This window comes from Spiroplasma endosymbiont of Tiphia femorata (assembly GCF_964020225.1).
Taxonomy (GTDB): Bacteria; Bacillota_I; Bacilli_A; order Mycoplasmatales; family VBWQ01; genus Spiroplasma_E.
On sequence record NZ_OZ026544.1, the window covers coordinates 119,489 to 142,236 of the forward strand.

Genomic DNA, 22,748 nt, shown 5'->3' on the forward strand with positions numbered 1-22,748 from the left:
TTACTGATTTCTTCTTGGTTACTTTAAGTTTTTTTGTTTTCTTTTTTTCATTTAAAATCTCATTATTTCAAAAATATTACTTATTAAATTAGTTGTTTTATCATTTGATTTTTTATTTTTTCTTTTTATTGCATTTCTTATTTTTGAAATTAAACTAAATATGTTGTTCAATTACTTCTATTTTAATTACCCTTTTTAAACAATTAACCCACTTACTTTAGCATAAAAGTAGTGGGTTAAAATTATATATTGGATAGCAACTATATGTTATCAAATTTTGTTTATTTTCAATAGACTTCTTTCATATTTGATTTAAAATTTACATTAGTTAATAATTTTAATAGCTTTTGGCAAAGTGACAGATATTAAATTAGTCGTTCCAACAAAATCAATTGAATTTCATTGAGCAGTAATTTTAACTTTGACTATTTTACTAGTAGTTGATAAATCAATAGTAGTAATTCTATTAATGCAATCTTCATCTATTATATCATATACATAATCAAGTTCTTTGATGACAATATCGTCATAACATATTTTTTGTACAGAATTATTGATGATTGAATCTAATGCATTTTCTAATTCTTCTTTTGTAACAGCATTCGGGTCAATGGCCTCAATTTGACTTGGACTATCAATATTAGTAATTTGGTTTAAATCAGTTCATGATTGTAATAAGCAGTAACTAATTGTAATATTATTTTTTTCTCCTTTAAATTTGGTTCCATTTTTAGCAACAATTTTAATATTTAAATTTAAAGTTAAAAAATCATTTTGTTTGAAAATATCAATAAAGTATAAATCTTTAAAGTAAAAATATTTTTCAAAAATTTTTATATAAACATCATAGTCATTACTTGTAATAGTTTTTAAACCTAACATTGTTATTAATTTTTCTTGTAATTTATTTAAAAATTCAGATTTTATATTTTTTTTAAATTTTAATATCCCTAAATCTATATTATTAGGAATTTTTGTTGAAATATCAATTTTTGTATCTTTTTTTGAGTCTGGTGTATCACAAGCAACTACAGTTAATGGTATTGGTGTTGATATTGCTAAAATTGATAATAATTTTAATAAATTTTTCATTTTATTTTTCTCCTTTAAATTCATTTACTTTCATATAAATTATATAAAATAGAACTTAAATACCATTATATAATATTATTCACGGCAATAAATAAGAATGACAAAAAATTTCTAAAATAAAATGTAAAAATAATTAGTAGTTTTAATGATAAAAGTTATCAAGGTTCAATAATTATTGATATAACTAAACAAACAAATATTTCAGATATTTATATGCAAAATTATTTTGCAGAGAAAACTAAACCAGTAACATCAAATAAACAGCAGGCAATTGCAAATGTTACAGATAGTTTAAAGAAAATTCAAAAAAATGAATATCTTACTAAGTCAATTAGAAGATATGTATAAAGAAAAAAATGATTTTAATCAAAGGATAATGATTATACATTAGGATTTGATAAAAGTCCTTTAATAAAAGGTATTATTGAAGGTAGAAATATATTAGCACATCAATTAATCTTTATTAGTCCATCTCAAAAAATTAGTTATTTTCCTCATTTAATTTCTATTATATATTTAGTTTTGTGATATCTTTATGAAATAGATTACTAAAAATATTTAATGTAATAATAGTTGGAAATTATACATCTTTGCCATTCTTAATTGCTTTAATATCTTTTTTTAACTGCTCTTTTAAAAATTTAATATCATTCTCACTATTTTTTACTTTTTTTAATGCTTCAATTTTAACTTTAGTATCTTTTTTTAATGCTTGAATCTTATCATTTTTTTCAGATCTAATTAACAATTTGGCTCCAACTTTCTTTGTTAAAATGTGTAAACCCTTAAAAGGGTATTTTTTTAATAAAAGTTTTTCATCTTCAATTAATTCTTGATTGCGAGAAGCAATAACAGTAGCTTGTAAACCACCAGAAATATTAACTGCAGTTCTGCCCATATCAAATAAACCATCTAAGGCACCAATAATACCATAAACAGCAGCATAATAGCTACCAAAACCAAGACCACCTAAAACACCAGCCGTTACAACAGCAGCAGTTCCTGGCACTCCCGCAATTCCTAATGAAGCAACTAGTGTTACAATTAAACCATTAATAAATAAAATAGCGATTGTTCAGTTGGGAAAATTACCAGGAAGGATAACACTAAATCATAAGAAAGATAAAATAATTCCAGCTTGTACTCCAGCACAGCCACTTAAACCTATTGTTGTTGAAAGTGGCATTACTGTATCACTACCCTCTTCTTTCACTTTTAAATCTTCTTTTAAGGTATTCATAGCAATTGGTAAAGCGGCATTAGAAGACTGAGTTGTAAAACCAGCAATAATTGGTTTCTGTGCTTTTACTAATCAACGATAAGGATTAATACCAAATAAATATAATGATAATAAATGTCATAAGAAAGTAATAAGTAGTGCTAAATAAGCAACCCCAATAATAATGCCAATATTAGCAAGTGCACCAATTGGTTGATTAATAATTGCTGTTGCTAGCATACTCATAACAGCAAATGGCATAATTTTAATAAACATCATTAATATTGAAATAATAATTTTTCACATTGTTTCTAAAGTGTTTCTTGCTTTGTCCATTCGTTCTTCATTATGCTTAGTTAGTTTTTTAATTGCAAATCCAATTAAAGCACCAAGTACAATAATTGGAATAATTAATGTTTGAGTAAAAACACCAATTAAGCTGCTAGGAACGTAACTAATGATAATTTCGGGAATTGTTTTGGCAGTAGTTTTATCGTAATTACCACCATCAGTTAAATTAAAACCTTGCCCAATTTTGAAAGCAATTCCTAGTCCAAAGGCAATAGTAAAAGCAATAGCCACATTTATTAATAAAATAGTAATACCAACTCCTGAAACTTTAGTTATTGTTTTTGAGTTACTATTTTTTTACTAGTAATTCTAGCGATAGCTAAAAATACTAATGGAATAGTTAACATAGTAATACCAATAATAAAAATAGTTTTTAATAATTCAATTCAGTGTACAATTTCTGCAACTCAGGGTATATAGTCAGGATTAGGTTTTATTGGTGTTCCAGGTAAGTTAGGATAAGTAATGTTATGACTATTAAAACCAGTAATAGCTTGGATAGTAATACCAAAAATTAGTCCTAATCCCATTCCAGTAAAAATACGAATTGGAAATTTAGGTTTAGTTTTTTAATAAAAATAGAAAGTGCTAGGATAATACTAAAAAAGACAATTATCCCGATTAGACTTTGTCAGTGTGAAATACCAACAAAGTCTCTTAATAAGTTAATATTGTCATTACTAAGAGTTGTCATAGTTGCTACCTCATTCTTTTTATTTTTTATAGGTTATGACGATGTTACTTTTCTGCTTGCTATATGAATAATATCACTAGTACGAGCAAAAGGAGGTGAATAAACTAAATCTAAATTTTGTAAATCACGGATGTCCATTTTATTTCAAATGGCAGTAGCAAGAGCATTAATTCTTAATGTGGAATGATTATAACCTGCCATTTGTGCTGCCAGTAATTGGAAATTTGTTTTATCATAAAATAGTTTTAAGTATAAAGGACGAGATTGTTTTAAGTATCTTGGTAGATCATAATCTTTAATATAAACACTACCAATTTTATTTTTATCAATCGTATCAAAACTACCAGTTTTTGTTATTTCTAAATTACCAACACGTAAAATACTTGACGCTAAAGTTCCTGGATATTTATGTTCTGGGTTTTTAATATTATCAGCAATAATACGTGCCATTTTATTAGCATTAGTTGCCAAGGGAACATATATTGATGATTTATCAAATTGACTATATATTTGTGCACAATCACCACCACTATACATATTTGAAAACTTTTTTGTAAGATTTTCTTTAGAAGGAATTTGACAGAATTCGTTAATAATAATTGCTTTATTTTTGTTTAATTCAATATTGCTATTTTGTAAAAAATTCGTATTTGGTTCAAAACCAACTGCTAGTATTACTAAATCACAAGGTATTGTTTTTCCGTTTTTTTTATCATTTACACTTCTTAAACGCAAATCATTAACATTATTATGAGTCATCATTAGTTCTTCAACTTGATAGTTTAGTAAAATAGTGGCATTGTTTTTTGATTTAGTTTTATGATTAATATTTTTTTTGGTTAGTTCATCATAAATTAATTGACTAAATTCTTTATCAACAACGTCTGCCATTAATCGATCTTTCATTTCAACGATTGTGACATCTTTTTTTTGTTTTAAGCACGCTTCTGCCATTTCCATGCCAATAAATCCACCACCAATAATAACTATTTTTTTAGCATTTTTCATTGCTTTTTTTAGATTTATGGCATCTTCTTTAGTAAAAACATTATAAACATTATGTGGTAAAATACCATGACTAAAAGGTGGCGGAATTTTTGGTTTGGCTCCTGTTGCAATAACTAAGGCATGATAAGATACAACTTTTGCTTTAGTTTTATCGTCTATTGTTTTTTTGATATGAATTTCTTGTTTTGCTGTATCGACTTTAATAACATTTTGATTTAAATGAATTTTAATTTTATTTTTATTATTAGTTTTTTCTGAAAAATCTTTTTTTGTACGGTCATTTAAAAGTTTTTTATCTTTAAATTCATTAGCAATATAATAAGGAATACCACAAGCACCAAGTGAAATATAGTTTTTTTCTTGATAAACATGGATATCAAAGTTTTTATCACTATTTTTTTCACTACGTAATAATTTACTCGCAACTCCCATCCCAGTCGCACCAGCACCAATAATAATAACTTTAATTTTCATTTTTATCATCTCTCCACTCTCATTAATTATAATATATATTTAATAAAAAAATCAATTAATAGTGTTTATCTTAAGTATTGATTCATTTTTGAACAAATTCTAAAGTAGTGTCACTAATACCCTTATCAGTTACTAAATTATATTCATTAACAACTGTGTGGTCTAAATCACCAATTAAAAAACTTTGACCGTGGTTAGCATCAAGGATAGTGTATAATGAACTTTTTTTTGGTATTTCATAGCGAATTTTTTCTTGAAATAATTCGTTAGCATTAGTGTAGTTAATAAAGTGATCATTTTGACCATGAAGAAATAACATTGGCATATCAGGTATTAGTTTTAAATATTTAATTGGTTGTATTTCTTGTAAACCATCAACACCAAATGCTTTTTGTGCTTTTTTACGACTTAATTTCAGCATTAAATTAGTAGGTAAGAAAGCATAGTTGTATAGTTTTTCACTATAGGTACGATCTAAGCGACTAAATGTACAATCAGAAATAATGAATTTTACTTTTTGATTAATTTTATGTTTTGCATATAAATTGCTTCACATTACTACTGTTGCGCCACCTAATGAAAAACCATATAATCCTAAAGCAGTAGTTTCTTGTTTATATGTTTTACAACAGTATTCAATAATGTCTTGTAAATCTTGTGATTCTTTTAAACCAAAAGTTGTTGGTGATGCATCACTTTCACCATGGTTACGAGCATCATATCAAATAACATTGTAGCCAGCACGTAAAAAAATGAAAGCTTGTTTAAATATTCAAAATCTTGTATTAGTTATTCCGTGTAATAGAATTATTGTTTTATTATTATTTTCATTTTTAAGGGGACTTTTTAAAAGATTACCGTATAATGTTAAATTGTCAATTGATGTTTTAATTGAAAAAGGAATTATATTTTCATGTTTTTCTAGGTATTCTCAATATTCAAAATACATTGGCCATTTTGCTAATTCAATTTTAACTTTCGGTTGAAATTGTGAATTATATTGCAAGCATGCTTTAAACATTTCAATTGAATTTATATTAACTTTTTGTCTTAATTTTATTCTATTAATACTACTTTGTTTCATTGGTTTTCCTCACATTTTAGGTCATACATTTTAATAGTCGACATTATTTAGTATTGTTGGTTTTGGTTTACAACGAATATATTTTTTATATTTTTTATAAGGTATAAATTTAATATATTTGTATTTGCTAACTACGTGTTGTCCATTATTTTTACTATTTCGTCGTAAACAGGGTTTTACTTTTTTGATTTTAAAAGTACCAAAATTAGGAATAGTAATTACTTTACCTAGTTGGTTAATATTTTTAATTTCTTCAATTACACAATTAAAAACTATTTCAATATCTTGAATGTTAAATTTAGTTTTATCTGATACTCTTGCAATTAATTCTTTTGCGTTCATAAAAATCAACCCTATCTGTTTGCCCATATCCTTCTAATATTATTTTATATTATTTTATTTATAAAATGTAATCTATAAATTTTTCGTACTTTGCTTGTTAATAATTTTATATATAAAAGACATTTTACATATTTAATTTGAATAATTTTAACATTAAAAATAATAAGAATCAAAGATAAAAATTTCTTTATTATATTCAATAGTATAAATAAGTATATTCCTTAACTATAATTATAATTTCTATAAAATGTAATTACAAAAATAAAAGTGTTTGGCCATTGCTTTAGTTTTAAAGCAAGTGGTTTTTTTATTTTTGAAAGAAAAGAAAGAGAGGTTTAAAATTATTCTAGAGATAGCGACAACAAATGTTTCAATAAGTGATATTGAAAATAAGATTAGAAAATTTAAAGAAAATTTAGAAATTTTTAAAAAAGAATTCACATTTTTCATAAATGAAAGTGTTGAGGAACAACGTAATTATAAACAAAGATATCAAGATATTTTATCAGAAGAAGAATTAGAAAATAGTAAATATGAAAAGGATTTAGCTTATAAAGAAGATGATTTAAAAAACTTAAAAAGTCATATTGAACATTTAACAAAAAGTAGCACTAATAATCAACTTAGAAATCAAACATTGGATGAAAAAATAGCAAAAGATCAAAAAGAATTAAAAATAATAAGAAAAGAAATTAAAGCTTTGCAAAAAGATAAAGAAGAGTTTAAAGAAAAAATCACAAAGATAGATAAAGATACTTTTCAAGAAACTCAAAAAAATATTGAAGATTTCCAAGCTACTATGAGAACAAAAATAAAATATGTTGAAGTAGTATCAACCTTAATTGAAGTTAATTCAAGTGATGCAAACATACAAAAGCATTGAGATGCATTATGAATCGATTATAATAATAAAGTTAAAAATGCAAAAGAAAGAATTAAAATTTTAGAAACAAAAATTTCAAGTTATAAAAAACAAATTTTGGAAAATGAAAGTAGTATTAAAAGCCAAAAAAAAGAAATAATATTACTAACGGAAGAACAATTAAAGTTAGAAATTGATATAAAAAAATTAAAGATAAAATTGAAAAAAATATAAAAGAAATAAGGGATAAATTAAGTGAAATTAATAATAAAATGAATAGTTGTTTTACTGAAAATAAATTGAATATAACCAAAAAGAGTAATGATATTATTAATTTATTTAATGAATTTAAAAATTTTAATGAAAAAATAAAAGAAGATTTTAAGTTTTTCATTACAATAAAAGAACAAATAGATAAATTTTTAGGTGAATATTTTTTTATTAAAAACTCTAAAATTGAAAATTCTATATCAATAGTTGCTGATTATGATGCTGCAATATACAAACATGACCTAATGTTAATGATTGATTTAAAACTTTTGCTATTCGCGCGCAAAATGATATTAATGCTTATCTTGATTTTATTTTATCTAAATTTCCTTTTGATAGTTTTAAAGATGAATTAATTAAAGAAACATTAAGAGATATGGTTTATGTTATGGTTGAACATTGAGTATTTAATCGTACACCAATTGAATTTAATGTTGATGCTACTATTCAATTTAATAATGGTACTCAATTTAGTGCAAATAGTACTCCTACAATTAATGTTTGAGATTTAGCACCTAGTAGAATGAAAATATGAGCAAGATTAACAGAATTAAAACAAATATTTTCAAGTTATAATGATGATGAAATAGATGTTGAAAAAATTGACTTAAAAGCATTTTATACTAGAAATCAAGTTGATGAATTAATAAAAGAACAAAAAGAATTTACATTATTAAAACAAATTAAATTATATGATGATTTAGTTGATGATAATGAAAATGAAATATATAGAGGTCCTGTTAGTAAATTTATTAATAAAGGTTATGTTGCAACTGATTATGATAAAGAAACTGAAACAATGATTTTAGATTGACCTGATGAAATTGGTACATTACCCCCCGAAGCATTACAAAATAATCCACAAATTGGTGATTATACGCATGCACCAACTTGTGATTTTTCTGCTAAACAACAAAAACGAATTACTACTAATGAAAATGAAATTACCAAATTAAATACTGAATTAATTAAAGCAAATGAAAATATTAATGATGTTAAAAATAATTGATTTAATATTGAAACTAGTTCTTTATGAAAAAAAGTTGAAAATAATAATATAGAAATATTTAAATGATATTTTATTAAAATCAGTTATCAATATTCAACAGAAAATAACTTTATGAAATTTTATAAAGTAATTAAAATTTATTTAAATAATGTTTTTAATGAATTTGAATTGCTAAATGTTGATTCCATGACGTATAGTGAACAAATCCAAAATAAAAGAATTTTAAATACCGGAACGATTTACTATAACAATAAAAAGAAAGAATTTAGTGGTGGCGGTAATTCTTATCCTGAACGTGGAAAAATTAATTTAATTGGTGATATAGAAGAAATATATCAATATCAAGGAATAGATACACCAACTGAATTTATAGCAGAGAAAAATACTGAACGTGATTATTATACAAAAATAGAAACTAATAATTTATTAGATAAAAAACAAGATAAGTTAATTGCTGGTGAAAATATTAAAATTGATGAAAATAATAAAATTAGTGCTACTGGTGGTAGTGGTGAATCATTATGAGAAGTAGACATTAATTCGCCTAATATTATTCAACCTAAAGAAAAAAGATTAATTACTGCTAATAATAAAAGAATTATTTATATTGGCGAACCAGAACAAGAAAAAGATGCGACTACAAAAAAATATGTTGATGAATTAATTGATAAAAAACAAAATAAATTATTATTGATAAATGAAAATATGACATATGGAGAATTAAAATATAATAAATTACCAGAGGGAAAATTTGGTGATGATTTAGGAATACCACCTAATAAAGTTATTAAAGAATGAATTAGTGAAAATGTAAATAAAAAACAAGATAAAATAGAAAATTTACAAGATAAGATTTTTAATAATAAAGATGATAAAGATAGTACTACAAGATTAGTTAATGAAGTTATTAAAACTAATACTAGCGGTAAAACTTTAATTTATAGAGATAATCCTAATATTACTGATGATAATGATATTCCAAATAAAAAATATATAGATGATAAAATACCTAATTTATCTGATTATTATAATAAAACTGAGATAGATAAAAAATTAGCAGATTTTAAAATTATTAAATGAAAAGTAATAGGTAATAGAATTGATGATAAAACATGAAAAATTACATATGCGCCATTGTATCAATATATTTATCGAGTATTTGTAACATGAGAAGTTGCAAATGAAAAACCATTAGACCAAGGTTATCAACAAGTTATATTTTTTAAATCACCAAGAGTAACGGGTACTGGAAATTGAAGAATTGTTTCGGGAAAAATTGGTAATAGTGATGCTACATTAAATATTAATTTTGATAATACAAATTGAACTTTAACTTTAAATGGTGGTAATGGTGGAGCAATTATTAGTTTTGAAGTATTAGAACAAGCAGATGATAATGTTTATCAAATTAATAGTAAAACATTAAATATTATTGCACCTGAAAAAATTGATATAGAAAAACCTATTAAAATTAATTCATATAGTTTAGAAACTAATGAAATTAGAGAAAATGAATGAGATATTGAATTAAAAAATAATCCAACACCAAATGTTCCAAAATGAAAAAAAGTAGGAACAAGAGAAAAAAATAAATGAGATAATTGACAAATTACTTATGATTTTCAAGAGAATAAACATTATAGAGTTTATTATTCTTGAAGTATATATAATCCAGTTTATACTATTCAAGAATTTATTATAACTGATAAAAAAATTGCTGGTGTACAAATACAAACCTTTAATGATAGTGCTAATATAGTAATTTTATCAGTTCAACATGCAAAATGGATTACTATTTATACTGGAAAAGGTAATTTAAAAGGTAATGTATGAAAATTAGAAGAATTACAGGAATAATATTATGTTTTTTAAAATTATAAAAATTATTTTAGGTTTAATAGGAGTAATTTTATCATCAGCAACAGCAGGTTTAATTATATTTATCATTGTAAAAATCATATTAAAAATTAATCAAATATTTTAAGAAAGGTGGTGAATATTATGTTAGGTAAATTTTTTAGAAAAGATAAAAGTAATATTAGTGATAATCAAAATGAAAAAGTAAAATTTTTAAATAATAAAAATAAAAGTACTCATGCTTCAATTTTAAATTATTTTGGTTTTAATGATTTTAATCATGAAACTTATTTCACTGATTTTGTAGCAGAAAATAATGCTAATTTATATAATGCTCCATTAGATATTAATAATGAAACTATTAAAAAATACTTAATTCAACAAGAATTTTATAGAAAAAATTGAAATTCTATTTTTAAATTAAGCAAATTAGGAATTAGTGGTTATTTAATTTATATTGCTAATGATGATTTATATTTTCAAGTAGTAGATATACAACAAAGAGTTTATGATATTGGTGGTAAATTAACTCAATGTACTATTTTTTATGATAGTTATCAACAAAATGCACAAACTGTAAGATTATTTGAAATTTATACATTAAATAATGAACAAGTAACAATTAATCGCTCAATTTATAGTATTAGTGATAATAAAAAACAATTTCCATTAGATTTTAAATCATTTATTAATAATCCTAATCTATTACAAGAACAAACATTAAATATTAATTATATACCAATATCAATTATGCGAAATAAAGCAAATGAGTTAGCAGATTGTGATAAAGTAATGGATAAAATTAAAGCATTAGATGTTATTTATGAACAAATTGTTTTAGATACCATTTTAAATTCACCTAAATTTATATTTAGTCAAACTTATGGTAATGTTCAATCAACATTAGAAGAAGCAGTAAGAACATTAGTTACTAAAAACTATATATTTAAAAGTGGTGGAGATAATAATGAACAAAACGAAAATATCAATATGACAAATAGTAATTTTAAAGGTAAAAATTTAACTGATATATACGATTGAAATGTTAATGAAATATTTAAACGTTGTGGTATTCATATACCAAGTCAAAAGAAATCTGCACAACAATCAGTTCCCGAAAGTACAGCTGTAAATATTTCAACTATTAATTATATTGAACAAAAATTATGACAATTTAATATTGATATTCTTAAATTTATTCAAATATTAGTAAGTGTTGATAAAGACTTATTAAATAGTAAAACCTTTAATATTAATGATGAACAAGAAATTAATAATTTAACTGTTAAATTAAAATTATTTAACCCCGAAAATAACCAATTAATAGGAGAGAACAATGGAAAACAACAACAAACCACAAACGAAGTTTCCACAGAAACAAACTAAACTTAATCAAGCAGAAGTAGAAAATGATTATTTAATTGATAATATTCCTTATGATTTTACTAATATGATGAGTGCTACTAGTGACCCAGATATTAATAGAGCATACGATGAATTTAAAAAAAGAACAATTTATATTTATGAAATTGAACGTTTATTTAAAAATAATGAAAATAATAGTTTAAAATTTTCAGCAAATACTATTAAAATTGGTTTTATTGATATTGATAAAGTATTAAAAACTATTGCTGTTGAAACATCAGACTTTACTATGCAATTAAATCAAAGAGCAAGTACAAACATTAATGATAATACTATTGAATATAGTATGACTGATATTAAAAATTTAATTTTTCAAGAAATAAATTTATTAAATCAATTTAAATTATATGCAGTGAGTATAAATGAACCATTAACTGAAAATAATATTGATAATTTATACATTATTAATAATTATTCACAACCTTATCAAAATCCAAAAACTAGAAGTACTAAAAGTATTACTATTATTAAAATTAAAGATTTTAAAACAAGAGATGGTTATCCAATCATTATTAAATTACAAAAACCATTAGACAAAGATACCAAAGTAATTGGTTTAAAAATTAAAGCGCCTAGAAGCATGATTTTTGGAAATATAAAGGTACTTGGTGAAGTTGACAATATGGAAGTATACCCAAAGTTATTTGTTAAAGATAAGATAGCATTTCCGCTATTATCAATGCCTATTGAAACTCAACCAAAAGTTAGAATATTACAACAATGATTTAGTGAACAAATATTACCTTGAAACTTAGCAAAACAATTTATAGGACAAGAAAAATCAGTTTTAGATTTAATTGCTATTGGTGGTGGAACTGAAACAAGAAAAGAAATTATTAATAATGCAAAAATAACATATGCAAAAATTGGTAAATATGATGGACCAGCACCAGTACCTAAAAAATTAGATGATTTTGAAATGAAAAAGAATGAACAATATATTATATAGTCATAGAGAACCAACCCCACCATATCCTAGTAAATATATTGCTATTGAATTATCACAGAACTTTAATGATATTGAAATTGAAATAAATGATAAACCACCAATTGATAGTTTACAAAAAGTATTATTAGATATGCTAACTTATACATATAATTATAATCGTAATTTTGATGGTTTTAAACCAGATAATTTAGGCAATAAAATAGCAGAATTACGTGCAAAATTTGAGGGACAAAAACCTGATGAAGTAATTACTAATTTATTTAAACAATGGAAATTAGATTATCCTAATTATATTGATTTAGAGCAAGTAAAAATATTTAAGCAAATAGTTATTATGTTATCAAATAATATTTATTCAAGTATGTCAATTAATAAAGGTTTAAATGATGATAATAAGATTTTATTACTATATTACTTTGAGTTGAAATCAAATCCAATACATCCTAATAAAGACGAAATTTGACAATTCAAAAATGCAAAAGTAATATTAAAATCTAATTATTTTGATTTTACAAATATAAATAATATTAAATTAAAGAATAACGATATTAGTCAAAATGAATTATTTAAACTGGATGATAACCAATTTAACTGATTATCTATTACCAATGAATTAGAAAGTAATAATATTCCATAATTAATTCCTGCTGATTGAACATTAGCAAATGGTGAATATGGAAAATACTTTACAAAAACAATTATTGAAAAAACAAAAATTAAAAATGCTTTGAATTTATATGGTTCAAATAAATCTCAATTATTTTCTAAATTAGAATTTTATAAAGAAATTGCACAAATTGATAATAATAGTGAATTTGAATTACAAATTGAAAATCCGATTAATAACTTAAATCGGATTGAAATTAGCGGTATATTTGGTGCTGGCAATTATGATTTAATTTTAATAACTGATAAACAAGAAATACAATTAAATAATATTAACTTATTTGATAAATATAATGAAAATATTTCATATATTAATTTGGAAATTTAGATTATTTATTAAAATATCCATCAGGATATATACCATCCCATTTGGTATCACCTTCGTTTTTTGGTTTAATGCCAAAATATAAATCTATTTTATGACTATCATCTCTTGGATGTTCTCATATAGTTGCCCCCCCAAGTCACTGTATAATCTCAATTTAAAAATGACTTATAATTATTAGTTTTATTATATGAAACTATTCCTAAGATTAAACCAGTAACACCAGTTATTATAGCAAATGATAATGCTATTTTTTGAAAATTTGTTTTGATTCATGTTTTCATATTAAATTACTCCTTACTTATATTTTTATAAAATTGTACAACGTTTTGAACAACATTTATTTTTTTTGATATTTTGTTTTTGTTTATTGTTTTTTATTTTTTTATCTTCTACTACTTCATTTAAATTTATATGTTCTCATACTTCTTCATTATAAGTGATTGATTGTCTAACTCCGTTTATATTATCTACATATCATGTTGTTGTATTATTTTTAGATGTTTTCATATTAAATTACTCCTTTTTTTCCTTGATTTTACTTTTAAATTGTACTATTTTTGATTATTTTTACAAGTATGCTTTTAAATGAAAAATAACGTCTAAATTAAAGGCATTTATTTTGTGATACCTATACTATTAATTATATTGAAATTGTTTATTATATTTTAAATATGAAAGTGGTTTTTTAAATAATTTTTATTTTATTTAAAATTACACTTATATATTTATATAATAATTAAGTAAATTAATTTTTTAAATATATTTACAATAAATTTAGATTTTTTTAAAATAGTTAGGAGAAAAAAATATGAGTTTCAATTATTTATGAAATTTAAAAGAAGCAACCAAAAAAATGTATCAATCATTTAGAGATGATATAAAAAATCAATGAGAAAAAACAGATTGAAGAATATTAAAAGAAAGAGATAGAAAATATATTCCAGTTAAAATTAAAGAAAGAACTAGAAATACTATCAATGGTCTTGTTACTTATAAATGTCGTGATTATAAATATTATGATGAACAATTAAAAAATGAGTAAGAGTTTGTTTATTAGATGAAGAATTAGAATTACCTAAATATAAAAGAACTTGTCAGGATATCAAAAATAATGTTATTGAACATTTTGCTGATGGAAAAAGATATGTTGATATTTTACATACTATGAAACAAACAAAATTTAGTACAACAAGTATTAGTAGATTATTTCAAGAATATCAAGTTAATAAATTAGATGTTCCTAAAATAAAATTAGAACCAAATCAATTTATTTATATTAGTATTGATGATGGACATCGAAAATTTTGAAAATTTAAACGCAATTCTGGTAAATATTCAATGCGTTTAGTATTATTTTGTACAGATAATGTTAATCATAAATTAGTTAATAAAAGAGCAGATGTAATAATAAGACCAACAAAAACAGCAATTGGTGTTAAAAAAACTGCTGAATTTATTAAAGAACAAGGAAATAGATTTTTTGAAAATTTTGACCAAGCAAAAATAATTATTTGTGGAGATAGTGCAGGATGAATTAAAGAAGTTGCTGATTATTTAGGTGCAAGTTTTGTTTTAGATAAATTCCATTTAGTTAAAAAAATTATATGTTGGAATAATAGCTGGAAATAAAGGAAAATATTGAGATGAATATAAGATTTGTAGAAATTTTATTGAAAATGGTCAATATGATGAGTTAATAAAATATATGAATGAAATATTAAAAAACCATAAAAAATTAAAAAAACAATATTTTAAAAATAATAAACAAGGTATTGAAAATCAAGGTGCAAAGTGAAATATAGGTTGTTTTACAGAAGGTAATATTTGACATATTTTAAAAGAAATGCTTGGTAATAGAACTTATAACATAAATATTTATATTAAAATGGTTATTTTTAAATGTAATCAAATAAATTTAAAAACATAACTTAATTTATTTTTTTATTAAAATTTTGAAAACTTATTAAATTAAAAGTTAATAAGAATTTTTGTTGTGTATAAATATTAATTTTATTTTTCATTTTTTTAATATTTGTATTTTAATTGAAATTAATTTAATTTAGTAGTAAGATGTATTTACAATTGCATATAATTACAATTATTTCTTGTCTATAATTTTAAAGAAATGTTTAAAAAGTAATTATATCCTCCGTTTTTGTTACCGTCCCAAAATAATTATGCTAAAAGTGGACATTATCATATTTAAATAATAGAATTTCCTCTTTGTTTATAATCTTTAATAATATTAATAGTAATTAATGTTGCCATTAAACAAGTAATACAACTAATAATATTTAAAACAACAGCAACAATAGTAATTTGATATGAAAAAACTTTATTATCATTAAATTGAGGTAAAAGCACAATAACACTAATAATTTCGCAACTTGTTCCAATAATACCTAAACAAAAACTAATAAAATCAAGCGAAATACTAAATTGATCTTTTCGATATAATTTCATATTTTGTTTTATCAAAGTTTTCTTTAATCTAATTAAACGGAACATTAAGAAAAAAGGTAGAAAAGCTAAAGTAAAACTAGTAATATCAAAAAAAATTGCAACAACAGTTATTCAAAGTGATGCTTTATCATTATCTCAAAAAGGTTGTAATGCTAAAATACTTAGAATTCCCAAAAAAATACCTATTAAACCAGTTCCAAAACTTATTAAATCCATTTTAAGAATTTTTTTATTAAACTTTAAAAAATATACTCTTTTTTCCAAAGTGACAAATCCTTTCATGTCTATATATAAGTAAGATTTTATCATATAAATGGAAATAATTTTCTCCAATTTTAGATTACAAATAAAAAGAATAACTATAGTTGTGTTATTAATCTATTGTTTGTTGAAATTTCAGTATTTTGTACATTAATTGAATTTATTTCCTTAACAAGAGAGACAATATTTTCTTTAAATAAATTAAGTCTTTGTCTTTTTTTTCTAATTTTTATTTCAACTTTATTCAAACTTTTTTTGATATTACAAATTTTTAATCCAATTTTATAAAGTTGCTCTTTTTGATTATTTAAAACAACTTTTTCACATTCTATTCTATTAACTAATCTTATTTCAAAATTATAATAACCAAAAGTGAAAAACTTAACTAATTTACTTTTAAATTTAAAAATCTTACTTGTTTTCTGTTTTTGAAAAACTTCTAATTTTTTAAGACTATTATTATGAAAATTTAAAATAATTTCTTGTTGATTATTAATTTTATATAATTTTTCTTTTAATTCTCATTTTTTACTACTTAATTTACAATTTAATTCTATTTTTAATGCTGTAATTTTATCAATAAGTTTACCCTTTTCCTTCTGTTTTTGTTCCTCTCACATTAAAGTAAATTCAAGTAATTCAAACTCTAGTTCTTTATCTCATGGAAAAAAATTTTCTTTTTCAAACTTAAAAGAAAGAAATTCAAGTTCTTTTCTTTCATCATTAAATACTTCATCTTTTACTTTCACTAAAAATTTTTGCATTCATTGATACTGTTTTTCCATTATTTTTAAATTTTTTTAAAAAAAATCTTTTTCAAAAAAAATAAATCAATATTCTAAGTATTGTATATTAGAAGAAGTACTAAAAGCTTCTTTTAACTTTATTATATTACTTTTAACATTTTGTATAGTTGAATTTATAAGTATTTCTTTTAAATTTGGTACTACTTCTAAAGACATTTTATTTCTCCACTTCTTTTGTTAAAATTCAAGAATACTACAGAAAATATTTTAATTATTTTCTATTCAAATCGCGATTAATAACTGCTTTTAAATATTGTCCAGTATAAGACTTAGGATTTGTTATTACTTGTTCTGGTGTTCCTGTAGCAATGATTTCACCACCAAATTTTCCACCCTCAGGTCCTAGATCAATAATGTAATCAGCAACTTTAATAACTTCTAAGTTATGTTCAATTACAACAACAGTATCACCATGATTAACAATTTTATTTAAAACTTCAATTAACCTTTTAATATCATCAACGTGTAAACCAGTAGTTGGTTCATCTAAAATATACATAGTTTTGCCAGTAGCACGTTTTTGTAATTCTTTAGCTAGTTTCACTCTTTGTGCTTCACCACCAGATAATTCAGTAGCGGGTTGTCCTAATTTTACATATCCTAATCCCACTTCTTGTATCATTGCTAACTTTTTATGGATTTTTGGATGATTAGCAAAAAAAGTTAATGCTAAATCAACAGGCAGTTCTAGTACATCATAAATATTTTTACCTTTATATTTAACTTGTAATGTTTCACTATTATAACGTTTTCCTTCACAAATTTTGCAAGTTACATAAACATCAGGTAAAAAATGCATCGCAATTTTAATAACACCATCACCAGAACAACGTTCACATCTTCCTCCCGGTACATTAAATGAAAATCTACCTTTAGCATATCCTCTAATTTTTGCTTCTGGTGTTTGTGTAAATAAATCACGAATATCATCAAAAACTGAAGTATAAGTAGCAGGATTACTCCTTGGTGTTCTGCCAATCGGTTCTTGCGAAATAGCAACAATTTTATCAATAAATTCAGTCCCTTTTATTGCTTTATGTTTTCCTGGTCGTTGTCCCTTTAAACCTAAATACTTTTGAATACTAGTATATAAAATATCATTAACAAGCGTTGATTTACCACTTCCTGAAACACCAGTAACACAAATAAATTTGCCTAAAGGTAATTTAACATTTATTTTACGTAAATTATTAGCTTGTGCTTCTTGAATTTCAATAACTTTGCCATTACCACTTCTTCTTGATTTAGGTAATGCAATAAATTTTTCACCATTTAAATATTGTCCAGTAATTGAATTAGGATTATTAGCAACTTGCTGTGGTGTACCTTCAGCAATTACTTCACCACCATAAATTCCGGCTTTTGGACCAATATCAATTAATCAATCTGCTGCTCACATTGTATCTTCATCGTGTTCTACTACTAATAATGTATTATCAAGATCTCGCATTTGTTTTAAAGTTTCAATTAACTTAACATTATCACGTTGATGTAAACCAATTGAAGGTTCATCAAGAACATACAATACTCCCGTTAATTGTGAACCAATTTGAGTTGCTAATCGAATTCGTTGTGATTCACCACCAGATAAAGTTTGTGCCATTCGTGATAAGTTTAAATAACCTAAACCAACATTAGTTAAAAAACTTAAACGATTAATGATTTCTACTAATATTAATTTAGCAATTTCTTGTTGATAAGGTAATAATTTAATATTTAACATAAATGTTAAACTTTTTTCGATGTCTAAATTAGTATATTGACTAATATTCATTTCTTTATTATTTTCATCTTTAATTTTAACTGCTAGTGCAAATTCATTTAATCTTGTTCCTTGACAAGTTAAACAAGTACGTTCACTCATAAATTTACGATAATAATCACGGGCAAAATCACTAGTTGTTTCTAAAAAACGTCTTTCAATTAAAGTGGCAATGCCTTCAATATAATCATGATTAGGATATTTACGACCATTTGCCGAAGTAATACTAAAAGTAATGGCTTCATCACTACCACGCATAATATAATTAAGTTGTGTTTTTGTTAAATTTTTTAATGGTTGATTCAAATCAATTAAATAATGATAACAAAGAACTTTTAATTTTTGTCATTCTAAATTACTAGTACCAACTAAGTTTTTATAATACTCAATGCCACCATCATTAATTGATAATTTTAAATCTGGCATTAATAATTCTTCGTCAACTTCTAATTTTACTCCCAAGCCTTTACAATCAAAACACGCTCCACTTGGTGCATTAAAAGAAAATAAACGCGGTTCTAAACTGGGAATTGAAAATCCACAAATTTTACAAGCATATTTTTGAGAAAATAATCACGTTTCATTTGTTTGCGATAAAATAACCTTTGCTAAACCATTACTATGATTTAAAGCAACTTCTAAAGCATCATGAATTCGTGAAATAGTATTATCATCATTGGTAAATTTAATACGATCAATAACAATATCAATATCATGACGTAATGATTTATTCAATTCAATTGGTTCATCTAAACTATATATTTTATTATTAATTTTAACTCGCAAAAAATTTTCTTGTTTTAATTTTGCTAATAAATCTTGATGACTACCTTTTTTAGCATTAATAACTGGTGCTAAAATTTCAATATTAGTATTATCTTCTAACGTTTTAATTTTATTAACCATTTCTTTTAAAGTTTGCGTGCTAATTGGACCATGACCCTTATTACAATAAGGATTTCCAATCCGTGCATAAAGTAAACGCAAATAATCATAAATTTCAGTAACAGTACCAACAGTACTGCGAGGATTATTACTTGTAGTTTTTTGATCAATAGAAATTGCTGGTGCTAAACCATCAATAGCATCAACATCAGGTTTTTCACTGTTTCCTAAAAATTGACGAGCATAGGCTGAAAGTGATTCAACATATCTTCGCCTTCCTTCTGCATAAATTGTATTAAAAGCTAATGATGATTTACCACTTCCTGAGACACCAGTAATAACTACTAACTTATACTTTGGAATTTTAATATTAACATTTTTTAAATTATGTTCACGTGCACCTTTAACAGTAATATATTTTTGATTATCTGTCATTTATTCCTCCACTTATATGCTCTTTCTAATTAATTATATACTATATATAGTTAACTTTAATAGCATTATTGCTAATTAATACTAAAGAATATCAATTATAATTAGTTTAAAATATTATCTAAATCAATATTTAAAATTTTAAAATTATTTAGTGCAAAAAAAGTATATAAAAACTTAAATTACAAAAAAATGAACAATATATATTCAAAAATGAAATACAGCAATTGCTCATTTTATAATAAAATTTAAAAAATAGAATTAATTATTACTAAAAAATGTTATATTCCAATATTTTTTTCTAATAAAAAATAATTGGAATAATTTTATTTACTTAAATTATATAAATTTATCCATTAACTTTATTTATCTTATTTTTTTCTTTCTTTTTTATTAACTTTAACTACTACTATTTTCTCCTTGATATTGTCAAAGTTCAGCAAATATTCCAGCAGCTAAATTATTCTCGGTATTAGAGATACCTTTTCCAGTATCAGCAGTTGTTTTACTTCCTCAAAGATGAGTATAACTACCTAAGAATGGTACATATTTAGAACCTAATGATCCTGAAGTTCTTTCATTAATAAAAGCTATTCTTGCTGAAGCAGGAGTGGTTCATACCTGAGCATTATTTAAAAATGTATGATTATGTTTTCCAACACTTCCTAATGTTTTTCCTTCTTTATCACTCTGAACTATTGTTAAACCTTTAGCAAGTTCTACTTTTACTCAACCTTCTGGCATTTTTGATCCAACAGGCATTCATTTATATTCACCAGGAATTCATTGTCCTTTACTTTTATCTGATTTTTTATTTTTTTCTTGGCAATCTTTTAACTGTGCTTCTAGTTCTTCTCTTTTTGCTTTACATTCTTTTAAATCTTCTTCTAATTTTTTATTTTTTTCTTGACAATTTTTTAATTGTTCTTCTAGTTCTTCTCTTTTTGCTTTACATTCTTTTAATTGTTCTTCCAATTCTTCTCTTTTTGCTTTACATTCTTTTAAATCTTCATCTGATTTTTTATTTTTTCTTGGCAATCTTTTAACTGTGCTTCTAGTTCTTCTCTTTTTGCTTTACATTCTTTTAATTGATTTTCCAAGTCTTCTCTTTTTGCTCTACACTCTTTTAAATCTTCTTCTAATTTTTTAACTTTATCTTCAAGACCTTCTAATTTTTTATTTTTTTCTTGACAATTTTTTAATTGTTCTTCTAGTTCTTCTCTTTTTGCTTTACATTCTTTTAATTGATTTTCCAAGTCTTCTCTTTTTGCTCTACACTCTTTTAAATCTTCTTCTAATTTTTTAACTTTATCTTCAAGACCTTCTAATTTTTTATTTTTTTCTCTACATGCTTTTAATTGTTCTTCCAATTCATCAATTTTATCTTCTAGTTCTTTAATTTTTTTTGATTTATCTAATGATTCTTTTACTGATTTTGCATAAAGACTACTTATTTCTTCTAATTCATTAGCTGTTTCTTGCAATTTTTTATTTAATTTTTCCATTTTTGCTTGACAGTCGCTATCATCAACATTAACAGTAGTAACACTTTCTCAACTATCTTCTTCTACTGTCTTATTTTTTTCATTTATCATTTTTAAGTATCCTCCTTTTTATTAAAATTCTCGTATACTATTTTTATTAATAATGAAAATTATTGAAAATATTATTTTGTTTCAATTTTAAATAAGATTTATTTAAAGATAATTTTAAATAAATCTCACTTAAAGTTTACAACTTAAAACATTACTATACAATAAACTTTCCTAGAAAGCAATTATTAATAAAATTAAATATTAAAAATTATTATTAAAATTGAAAAACAATTAAGTTATAAAAATTATTAATTTAATTATTTTAAAATAATTAAATTAACATACATTAATATTTTAAACATTTGATAAGATAGTGTAAAATAATTAGTAGTTTAGAAAAGGCTTAAAAAATGACAGTAATCAACACGTCTGTGAATCAAAAAATTTTATTAACTGGTTATAAAAAATTTTGTTATTCTTTTAGCAAAATTTTATTAGTTATTCTATTATTTCCTTTTGTTTATTTTTATTCAAAAAAATATCAAAAACAATTTTTAGAATTTTGCTTTTCTTATCAAAAAGAAGGTAAATTTAAAATAAATAACGAACAAACAGTTGATATTAATAGTTTTAATTATCATCAATATGATTGTCAAATTAAAGATCTTAATAAATATGGCTATCCAATTGATTGAAAAAAAGAAAATTATCAAGAATTTACCATTAAAAATGATAATAATCAAAACATTAGTTGTCTAACTGTCATTCAAAAAAAGAAAAGTGATAAATGAGTTATTGGCTTTCATGGTTGAACAGAAAATAAATATTTAGCATTAAGATTAGTGTCATGATTTTATGAAGAAGGATACAATATTTTAACTTTTGATAGTGTTGCTCACGGTAAAACTTATGGCCAATATAGTGTAGTGACATTGGTCTTACTTGTGCTGAAAATATTAATTGTTTAATTAATT

27 protein-coding genes are annotated in these 22,748 nt (G+C 23.3%); 13 read left to right on the plus strand and 14 right to left on the minus strand.

Annotation, left to right across the window (positions count from 1 at the left end; all coding sequences use genetic code 4):
* Positions 1–324 precede the first annotated feature (324 nt).
* Entirely contained in the window at positions 325–1,092 is a 768-nt protein-coding gene (locus tag AACK83_RS00740) for a hypothetical protein (protein WP_338958694.1), read from the minus strand.
* Positions 1,093–1,305: 213 nt separating this feature from the next.
* Here AACK83_RS00740 and AACK83_RS00745 point away from each other — a divergent pair, with 213 nt between their 5' ends.
* Complete coding sequence (locus tag AACK83_RS00745) at positions 1,306–1,440, plus strand: hypothetical protein (RefSeq protein ID WP_338958697.1); 135 nt, start codon at positions 1,306–1,308, stop codon at positions 1,438–1,440.
* A gap of 232 nt (positions 1,441–1,672) precedes the next feature.
* Here the strand turns inward: AACK83_RS00745 and AACK83_RS00750 are convergent, their stop codons facing one another.
* From AACK83_RS00750 to AACK83_RS00770, 5 genes are all read right to left on the minus strand, one after another.
* Positions 1,673–2,893 (minus strand): cation:dicarboxylate symporter family transporter, encoded by a 1,221-nt coding sequence (locus AACK83_RS00750; protein ID WP_338958699.1) that lies wholly within the window; start codon positions 2,891–2,893, stop codon positions 1,673–1,675.
* Between the two features lie 41 nt (positions 2,894–2,934).
* Positions 2,935–3,192, minus strand: coding sequence for a hypothetical protein (locus AACK83_RS00755; RefSeq protein WP_338958702.1), 258 nt, complete (start codon positions 3,190–3,192; stop codon positions 2,935–2,937).
* 197 nt (positions 3,193–3,389) lie between these two features.
* A complete protein-coding gene (locus tag AACK83_RS00760) occupies positions 3,390–4,838 on the minus strand; it encodes an FAD-dependent oxidoreductase (protein WP_338958705.1) in 1,449 nt (482 codons plus the stop codon).
* Between the two features lie 70 nt (positions 4,839–4,908).
* The gene (locus AACK83_RS00765; protein ID WP_338958708.1) at positions 4,909–5,922 is read right to left on the minus strand and encodes an alpha/beta hydrolase; all 1,014 of its coding nucleotides are present in this window, start codon (positions 5,920–5,922) and stop codon (positions 4,909–4,911) included.
* 30 nt (positions 5,923–5,952) lie between these two features.
* Positions 5,953–6,264: an HU family DNA-binding protein gene (locus AACK83_RS00770; RefSeq protein WP_174480240.1), complete on the minus strand. Its 312-nt coding sequence runs from the start codon at positions 6,262–6,264 to the stop codon at positions 5,953–5,955.
* A gap of 313 nt (positions 6,265–6,577) precedes the next feature.
* Between AACK83_RS00770 and AACK83_RS00775 the strand changes: the two genes are divergently transcribed.
* From AACK83_RS00775 to AACK83_RS00810, 8 genes are all read left to right on the plus strand, one after another.
* Positions 6,578–7,360 (plus strand): hypothetical protein, encoded by a 783-nt coding sequence (locus tag AACK83_RS00775; RefSeq protein ID WP_338958711.1) that lies wholly within the window; start codon positions 6,578–6,580, stop codon positions 7,358–7,360.
* 38 nt (positions 7,361–7,398) lie between these two features.
* Entirely contained in the window at positions 7,399–7,752 is a 354-nt protein-coding gene (locus AACK83_RS00780) for a hypothetical protein (RefSeq protein ID WP_338958713.1), read from the plus strand.
* 20 nt (positions 7,753–7,772) lie between these two features.
* Positions 7,773–10,262, plus strand: a complete 2,490-nt coding sequence (locus AACK83_RS00785; protein WP_338958715.1) for a hypothetical protein — start codon at positions 7,773–7,775, stop codon at positions 10,260–10,262.
* Between the two features lie 4 nt (positions 10,263–10,266).
* Positions 10,267–10,389: a hypothetical protein gene (locus tag AACK83_RS00790; RefSeq protein WP_255495924.1), complete on the plus strand. Its 123-nt coding sequence runs from the start codon at positions 10,267–10,269 to the stop codon at positions 10,387–10,389.
* A 17-nt stretch (positions 10,390–10,406) separates the two neighbouring features.
* On the plus strand, positions 10,407–11,648 hold the full coding sequence (locus tag AACK83_RS00795) for a hypothetical protein (RefSeq protein ID WP_338957608.1): 1,242 nt from the start codon (positions 10,407–10,409) through the stop codon (positions 11,646–11,648).
* Complete coding sequence (locus AACK83_RS00800; protein WP_338958716.1) at positions 11,599–12,636, plus strand: hypothetical protein; 1,038 nt, start codon at positions 11,599–11,601, stop codon at positions 12,634–12,636. Before AACK83_RS00795 ends, AACK83_RS00800 begins: the two co-directional genes overlap by 50 nt.
* On the plus strand, positions 12,617–13,273 hold the full coding sequence (locus AACK83_RS00805) for a hypothetical protein (RefSeq protein WP_338958718.1): 657 nt from the start codon (positions 12,617–12,619) through the stop codon (positions 13,271–13,273). The genes AACK83_RS00800 and AACK83_RS00805 overlap by 20 nt, the downstream gene beginning before the upstream one ends.
* Positions 13,274–13,363: 90 nt before the next feature.
* Complete coding sequence (locus AACK83_RS00810; RefSeq protein ID WP_338958721.1) at positions 13,364–13,630, plus strand: hypothetical protein; 267 nt, start codon at positions 13,364–13,366, stop codon at positions 13,628–13,630.
* Between the two features lie 95 nt (positions 13,631–13,725).
* On the opposite strand, the gene AACK83_RS00815 is transcribed toward AACK83_RS00810, so the two are convergent.
* Positions 13,726–13,911 carry a hypothetical protein gene (locus tag AACK83_RS00815; protein WP_338958723.1) on the minus strand — a complete coding sequence of 62 codons (186 nt, stop codon included), beginning with the start codon at positions 13,909–13,911 and terminating at the stop codon, positions 13,726–13,728.
* Between the two features lie 25 nt (positions 13,912–13,936).
* A complete protein-coding gene (locus AACK83_RS00820) occupies positions 13,937–14,137 on the minus strand; it encodes a hypothetical protein (RefSeq protein WP_338958725.1) in 201 nt (66 codons plus the stop codon).
* A gap of 301 nt (positions 14,138–14,438) precedes the next feature.
* Between AACK83_RS00820 and AACK83_RS00825 the strand changes: the two genes are divergently transcribed.
* The 3 genes from AACK83_RS00825 (at position 14,439) to AACK83_RS00835 (ending at position 15,557) form a co-directional block, all read left to right on the plus strand.
* Complete coding sequence (locus AACK83_RS00825; protein WP_338958727.1) at positions 14,439–14,672, plus strand: hypothetical protein; 234 nt, start codon at positions 14,439–14,441, stop codon at positions 14,670–14,672.
* Between the two features lie 122 nt (positions 14,673–14,794).
* Positions 14,795–15,259: a UPF0236 family transposase-like protein gene (locus tag AACK83_RS00830; protein WP_338958729.1), complete on the plus strand. Its 465-nt coding sequence runs from the start codon at positions 14,795–14,797 to the stop codon at positions 15,257–15,259.
* A 76-nt stretch (positions 15,260–15,335) separates the two neighbouring features.
* Positions 15,336–15,557, plus strand: a complete 222-nt coding sequence (locus AACK83_RS00835; protein WP_281748782.1) for a hypothetical protein — start codon at positions 15,336–15,338, stop codon at positions 15,555–15,557.
* Between the two features lie 275 nt (positions 15,558–15,832).
* Here the strand turns inward: AACK83_RS00835 and AACK83_RS00840 are convergent, their stop codons facing one another.
* The 6 genes from AACK83_RS00840 to AACK83_RS00865 all read right to left on the minus strand — a co-directional run bounded on the left by AACK83_RS00840 (position 15,833) and on the right by AACK83_RS00865 (position 21,834).
* On the minus strand, positions 15,833–16,357 hold the full coding sequence (locus tag AACK83_RS00840; protein ID WP_338958732.1) for a hypothetical protein: 525 nt from the start codon (positions 16,355–16,357) through the stop codon (positions 15,833–15,835).
* 95 nt (positions 16,358–16,452) lie between these two features.
* Positions 16,453–17,118 carry a hypothetical protein gene (locus AACK83_RS00845; protein ID WP_338958734.1) on the minus strand — a complete coding sequence of 222 codons (666 nt, stop codon included), beginning with the start codon at positions 17,116–17,118 and terminating at the stop codon, positions 16,453–16,455.
* Between the two features lie 36 nt (positions 17,119–17,154).
* The gene (locus tag AACK83_RS00850) at positions 17,155–17,316 is read right to left on the minus strand and encodes a hypothetical protein (protein ID WP_338958736.1); all 162 of its coding nucleotides are present in this window, start codon (positions 17,314–17,316) and stop codon (positions 17,155–17,157) included.
* A gap of 55 nt (positions 17,317–17,371) precedes the next feature.
* Complete coding sequence (gene uvrA, locus AACK83_RS00855) at positions 17,372–20,242, minus strand: excinuclease ABC subunit UvrA (protein ID WP_338958738.1); 2,871 nt, start codon at positions 20,240–20,242, stop codon at positions 17,372–17,374.
* A 396-nt stretch (positions 20,243–20,638) separates the two neighbouring features.
* Positions 20,639–21,277 carry a hypothetical protein gene (locus AACK83_RS00860; protein WP_338958741.1) on the minus strand — a complete coding sequence of 213 codons (639 nt, stop codon included), beginning with the start codon at positions 21,275–21,277 and terminating at the stop codon, positions 20,639–20,641.
* Complete coding sequence (locus AACK83_RS00865; protein ID WP_338958743.1) at positions 21,241–21,834, minus strand: hypothetical protein; 594 nt, start codon at positions 21,832–21,834, stop codon at positions 21,241–21,243. The genes AACK83_RS00860 and AACK83_RS00865 overlap by 37 nt, the downstream gene beginning before the upstream one ends.
* A gap of 371 nt (positions 21,835–22,205) precedes the next feature.
* Between AACK83_RS00865 and AACK83_RS00870 the strand changes: the two genes are divergently transcribed.
* Entirely contained in the window at positions 22,206–22,742 is a 537-nt protein-coding gene (locus AACK83_RS00870) for a hypothetical protein (protein ID WP_338958745.1), read from the plus strand.
* Positions 22,743–22,748: the final 6 nt, after the last annotated feature.